Annotated in this window: 2 protein-coding genes and 5 pseudogenes; 6 read left to right on the top strand and 1 reads right to left on the bottom strand. The window is 66.2% G+C overall.

The window, feature by feature from the left end; translation table 11 throughout:
* From dnaE to ACFYXC_RS41690, 4 genes and pseudogenes are all read left to right on the top strand, one after another.
* Positions 1-1,647 (top strand): DNA polymerase III subunit alpha (dnaE, locus tag ACFYXC_RS41675; protein WP_389558362.1); only part of this gene is annotated, 1,647 nt, incomplete at its 5' end.
* A 289-nt stretch (positions 1,648-1,936) separates the two neighbouring features.
* Positions 1,937-2,602 (top strand): annotated as a pseudogene (locus tag ACFYXC_RS41680) (transposase).
* Between the two features lie 568 nt (positions 2,603-3,170).
* A pseudogene (locus ACFYXC_RS41685) lies at positions 3,171-3,359 on the top strand (reverse transcriptase N-terminal domain-containing protein); the annotation flags it as partial.
* 101 nt (positions 3,360-3,460) lie between these two features.
* A pseudogene (locus ACFYXC_RS41690) lies at positions 3,461-4,444 on the top strand (reverse transcriptase domain-containing protein); the annotation flags it as partial.
* A 143-nt stretch (positions 4,445-4,587) separates the two neighbouring features.
* Here the strand turns inward: ACFYXC_RS41690 and ACFYXC_RS41695 are convergent.
* Positions 4,588-4,985, bottom strand: a pseudogene (locus tag ACFYXC_RS41695) (IS5/IS1182 family transposase); the annotation flags it as partial.
* 311 nt (positions 4,986-5,296) lie between these two features.
* Here ACFYXC_RS41695 and ACFYXC_RS41700 point away from each other — a divergent pair.
* Both ACFYXC_RS41700 and ACFYXC_RS41705 read left to right on the top strand, forming a co-directional pair.
* Positions 5,297-5,950: a hypothetical protein gene (locus ACFYXC_RS41700; RefSeq protein WP_389558364.1), complete on the top strand. Its 654-nt coding sequence runs from the start codon at positions 5,297-5,299 to the stop codon at positions 5,948-5,950.
* An 84-nt stretch (positions 5,951-6,034) separates the two neighbouring features.
* A pseudogene (locus tag ACFYXC_RS41705) lies at positions 6,035-6,129 on the top strand (IS5/IS1182 family transposase); the annotation flags it as partial.

Raw genomic sequence — 6,129 nt, forward strand, 5'->3', positions numbered from 1 at the left:
TTCCAGTTCGACGGCGGCCCGATGCGCTCACTGCTCCGCCAGATGCAGCCCGACAACTTCGAGGACATCTCCGCCGTCTCGGCCCTCTACCGGCCCGGCCCGATGGGCATGAACTCCCACATCAACTACGCCGAGCGCAAGAACAAGCGCCAGGAGATCACCCCGATCCACCCCGAGCTGGAGGAGCCGCTCGAAGAGGTCCTCGCGGTCACCTACGGCCTGATCGTCTACCAGGAGCAGGTGCAGAAGGCCGCCCAGATCATCGCCGGGTACTCCCTCGGCGAGGCCGACATCCTCCGCCGGGTGATGGGCAAGAAGAAGCCCGACGAACTGGCGAAGAACTTCACCATCTTCCAGGCCGGCGCCCAGAAGAACGGCTACAGCGACGAGGCCATCCAGGCCCTGTGGGACGTCCTGGTCCCCTTCGCCGGCTACGCCTTCAACAAGGCCCACTCCGCCGCGTACGGCCTGGTCTCCTACTGGACGGCCTACCTCAAGGCGAACTACCCGGCCGAGTACATGGCCGCGCTGCTCACCTCGGTCAAGGACGACAAGGACAAGTCCGCGGTCTACCTCAACGAGTGCCGGCGCATGAAGATCAAGGTGCTCCCGCCGAACGTCAACGAGTCCGAGCACAACTTCGCCGCCCAGGGCGACGACGTGATCCTCTTCGGTCTCTCCGCCGTCCGCAACGTCGGTACGAACGTGGTCGAGTCGATCATCCGCAGCCGCAAGGCCAAGGGGAAGTACGCCTCCTTCCCCGACTACCTCGACAAGGTCGAGGCCGTCGCCTGCAACAAGCGCACCACCGAGTCGCTGATCAAGGCGGGCGCCTTCGACTCCATGGGGCACACCCGCAAGGGCCTCACCGCGCACTTCGACCCGATGATCGACAACGTGGTCGCGGTCAAGCGCAAGGAGGCCGAGGGCCAGTTCGACCTCTTCGGCGGCATGGGCGAGGACGACAGCAGCGAGCCGGGCTTCGGACTCGACGTCGAGTTCACCACCGACGAGTGGGACAAGACCTATCTCCTCGCCCAGGAGCGGGAGATGCTCGGCCTCTACGTCTCCGACCACCCCCTCTTCGGCCTGGAGCACGTGCTCTCCGACAAGGCCGACGCGGGCATCGCCCAGCTCACCGGCGGCGAGCACGCGGACGGCGCGGTCGTCACCATCGGCGGCATCATCTCCGGCCTCCAGCGCAAGATGACCAAGCAGGGCAACGCCTGGGCCATCGCCACGGTGGAGGACCTCGCCGGCTCCATCGAGTGCATGTTCTTCCCGGCGACCTACCAGCTCGTCTCCACGCAACTCGTCGAGGACGCCGTGGTGTTCGTCAAGGGCCGCCTCGACAAGCGCGAGGACGTCCCCCGTCTCGTCGCTATGGAGATGCAGGTCCCCGACCTGTCGAACGCAGGCATCGATGCCCCAGTGATCCTCAGCATTCTCGAGAACCGGGTGACCCCGCCCTTGGTCACCCGACTCGGGGAGATCCTCAGCCACCATCGCGGCAACAGCGAAGTACGCATCAAGGTCCAAGGCCGACAGAAGACAACGGTGCTGCGTCTCGACCGACACCGCGTCACACCGAGCCCGGCGCTTTTCGGCGACCTCAAAGCACTGCTGGGATCCTCCTGCTTGGTTTGAAACCCGGTACGCATGTCCCTGCGCGGTGTCCCGCAGAGGCGCTGTCTTCACGAACTCCTGTACGGCGGCCCGCGGATGAGGCCGCTGGCTTGGGGAGGCGCCAGTGATGGCAGCGGCCCCCTGCGGGAGCGGGCTGCGGCGTCCCGTCTCGTCAGCTGCCAGGCTCCGCAATGCGCTGCTCGAGGGCTCGGCTACACGAAGGCCGTCGGCCTCGGGCACGCCTCCTTGACCTGCAACGATAGGACTTGCTGAGGGTCCTGTTGGCTGCGAGGAAAAGAGCACTTTCCAGGTGAGAGAGCCTACCGGGTCATACCCGTCTGTCCGGGTCCAGGGCGACGGCCGTCAGGTGGTCTCGCAGGCTGGCTCGGTCCTGCTGGTGGAGACGGTCCGCAAGGCCGGTCTGGACACCGCGATATCCGAGGCACTCGGGCCGTGGCGGAAGCCACGGGCCGTTCATGATCCCGGGTAGGTCCTCCTGGACGTCGCCTTGGCGGTCGCGTTGGGCGGCGACTGTCTCGCGGATGTCGGCATGCTGCGGGCCGAGCCGGCAGTGTTCGGGCCGGTCGCCTCCGACCCAACGGTCTCCCACCTGCTCGACTCCCTCGCGGCCTCCGGGGAGAAGGCCCTGCGGGCGATCCGTTCCGCGCGGGCCGAAGCACGCGAGCGCGTCTGGCGAACGGTCGGCCGGGCCGCGCCCGACACCGGCGGGATGGTGACCGTCGATCTCGACGGGGTACTGGCGATCGCGCACTCCGACAAGGAGGACGCAGCCCCGACCTGGAAGCGGACCTATGGTCACCACCCGCTCATGGGTTTCGTCGACTACGGACCGGGAGGCACCGGGGAGCCCGTGGCGGCTCTGCTGAGGCCGGGGAACGCAGGCTCGGTGCGACACGAGGTCGCACAGTTTGAGTGGTTGCACCGATTGGAGGTTCGACTGATGTCGAAGGTGTAGATCCGGGCCAGTGTCCAAGGCCCGTCCCCGCTTCGACGTGCGTCACTGGCAACAGTGGGGTGCGGAGCTCGAAGAAGACGCCTAAGGGTTCCCGATCCGTCCGGGGGCCACAGGCAAGGGGAAGACCGGACGGGTGAACGCGAGTGAACCCCTGATGATGCCTCGTCACGTTTGGGCTCCGCCAGACGGAAGTCTTCAACGGAGTGCAGGGACTGGCCGCGGAGAAGCGGCGGGTGCCGGTCGGACTGCGAACCGCCGACCGGGAGGACACCACCGTCCCCGGGGTATGGAGAGCGCCCACCCCGATCCTATCTCAACTGTGTGGAACGTGGAAACCCCGACGGGATCCGCTCAGGCGACTGAGCGGTGAGCCGACTGCGAGGAAGGCCCAGCCCCCGGGCGGGAACAGGATGACCCAAGAAGCGAACGCCGGCAGCTGAAAGGCAGCGGGAAGACGGGGCAACACGTTCGGCCCTCCGCCGATCGCCCTGCATGACCGGCCGGATACGGGCACGTGCCCGAACTCGAAAGGGTGCCGACGTGGGTCGGGTGAGTCTGTGGAGACCAGATGCTCGAACACCCCGAACCGAGGGACAAGTTGGACGCCCCAGCCGAGGCTGCGGTGAACGGACCTGGGGACGAGATCACCGACTGGCTGGCCGTCGACTGGCAGCAGGTCGAAGACGACGTACGGCGACTTCGGCAACGCATCTTCACGGCATCGCAGGCAGGGGACCTGAAAAGGGTCCGCGATCTGCAGAAGCTGATGCTCCGCTCCCGCGCCAACACGCTGCTCAGCGTGCGCCGGGTCACAAGGTCAACGCTGGCCGCACGACCGCTGGGATCGACGGGCAGGTGGTGCTGCTGCCCCAGGGCAAGGCCGAACTGGCCGACTGGATGCAGCGATCCGCCGACACGTGGAGGGCCCGGCCGGTCAGGCGGGTGTATATCCCCAAGGCAGGAGGGAAGAAACAGCGCCCGCTCGGTATCCCGGTGATCATTGATCGCGCTCTCCAGGCGCGGGCCCTCAACGCGCTGGAACCCGAGTGGGAGGCACGGTTCGAGCCGAAGTCGTACGGTTTTCGGCCCAGCCGTGGCTGCCATGACGCCATCGAGGCAATCTTCAACGCGGTCGGGGGAAAGAATCCGCACCGCCGGTGGATTCTCGACGCGGACCTGGCAGCGGCGTTCGACCGCATCGACCACGACCATCTTCTCCGCCAGCTCGGCACGTTCCCCGCGCGGGAACAGATCAGGCAGTGGCTGAAGACAGGCGTGGTCGAGCGTGAACAACTCACCCCGACCGAGGAGGGAGCTCCACAAGGCGGGGTGATCAGCCCCACGCTACTGAATGTCGCCCTGCACGGGCTGGAACAAGCCGCCGGGGTCCGGTACTTCCCTGACGGGATGAGGCACGCGGGCAAGTCGGAGCCGGGCACCCCCGTGGTGATCCGCTATGCCGACGCTCTGGTGGCCTTGTGCGTCAGCGGGGAACAGGCCCGGCAGGTCAAGCAGCAGCTCGCGGTGTGGCTGACGCCGAGGGGACTGGCCTTCAACGAGGACAAGACGCACGTCGTCCGTCTCGTAGACGGCTTCGACTTCCTCGGGTTCAACGTCCGCCGCTACCGCAACGGCAAGCTGCTGACCAAGCCCAGCAAGGCAGCGGTGTGGCGCATTCGCAGCAGGCGCGCCGCCGAGGTCAAGGCTCTACACGGGGCCAACGCCCAAGCGGTGATCAACAAGCTCAACCCCGTGATCCGGGGCTGGGCGGCCTACTACCGCACCGGGGTGTCCAAGGAGATATTCTCCTCCTTGGACCACTACCTGTGGCGGCTCACCTACCGGTGGGGACTGCGGGCGCACCCGAACAAGTCGAAACGCTGGGTCGTGGCCCGGTACTTCGGCGCGTTCCGCCACTCCAGACGGGACCGCTGGGTGTTCGGCGACCGGGACACCGGCCGCTACCTGGTGAAGTTCTCCTGGACTCCGGACCACCAGAGGACTGCGCCGTTGGGACCCGGGGGCGCCGACGCGGTCGGTACGGATGACCGTACCGTCGAGGTTCAGATGCGTCAGCCCGGCTCTTCGCGCGCTCCAGCGCGGTGGACAGGTCCGGTGCGCCGGCGGCCAGGACGGCCAGTACCTCGTGGAGGTAGCGGTATGCAGTTGAGGTCGACAGGCCATTGTCACGGGCGAGTTGGGCCAGGCGGGTGCCGTCGAGGAATCAGCGCAGCACGAGCACGGCCTGCTTGAAGCAGCCCAGCGCGCGTCGCCCCTTGCGGGTCCTGGTCACGATCCGGTGGTCGCGCAGGAGGCCGGCCAGGTACTCGGCGGTGGACCGCTTCACATCGAGCACGGCGGTGTATGTGACACTGGTCGGCATGTGAGGCCCCTCGGTCGGATCTCTCTGTCGCAAGATCGTTCCTACCAGGGGCCTCACGCCTGCCCGGACTTGGGGATACCACGGACCGCACGACACGCCGCTCGCTCACGGACGGTGGCCGACGGTTACTGGGAACAGCTCATTGCCCCCCGAGTTGTAGCCTACCGTCCATGTTGAACGAAAAATGGACGGCCTCGGAGAGTCGCTCTCGCCAATTGATGGCCCTTTGTGCTGCTGCTCCCTACGGAACTCAGCCTGGGCCGGCTCCCAAGTCGACACCCTCAACAGTCGAAGACCGGTGGTCTCTGCTGGTGTACGCGATCGCCGGAAGCACCGCGCTCGATCCCGGGGACATCGGACTTCGACATTTGCGTTTCCGAATATCCCAGTCGGCAAGCCCGGATGCCCTTGAAGGCTGGCTGTGTGCTTGCTTGCAGCGCTTGGGGCACGGAGTGCGCCGCGGATCACCGATCTCCATCGAGGAGAACGACGAGTCCGCCGAACTTCTCAGGAAACTACTGATCCGGAGCGCCACCAAGGATGCGACCGCAGACGAAGACCCGGTACTTCGCGCCTGGCGCGCTGTGGAGTTCATCGACGCACACGTGAAGGAGCGCCCGGATGGACCAGCCACAGGCACGATTGAGACCCGGCGCTTCGCAAGCCTGCAACCCATGACTGCCGCCATCGATCTGGCGCTGACGGCTGCTGGCGGTGGTTACGCTCTAGGTGCCGCCATACGGTTCCGGTCGGGCACTGAATCACTTGCCGGAACCGTGGAATCACCTCTGTGGAGCCTCGACTCGGATACACAGACAGTTAGCGCAGGCCCCCCAAGCGGATACTTCGTCCGCGTAGTTGACGCTCACACCGGACTTCCGAGCGAGAAGACCATGACCATTTCGTCACGAGACGTATTCGTTCAGACTGATCCGGGCGAGGAGCCACGCCCTGAACGCCCGTGAAGTACACGACTTTTGTGTATAGGGGTATCGCGCATGCCTAAGACCTGTCCCGTAACTGCTGGTCAGAGGTGAGATGATCTTGCCGTGTCTGGTGTGATCACGGCCTCGGAGCCCTCCTGGACAGCCCCGTTCACCGGGCTGACCCCGCGCCAGTTCGGCAGGCTGATCACCGCCCTCCG

Origin of the sequence: Streptomyces sp. NPDC002701 (assembly GCF_042889045.1) — a bacterium.
Classification (GTDB): Bacteria; Actinomycetota; Actinomycetes; order Streptomycetales; family Streptomycetaceae; genus Streptomyces.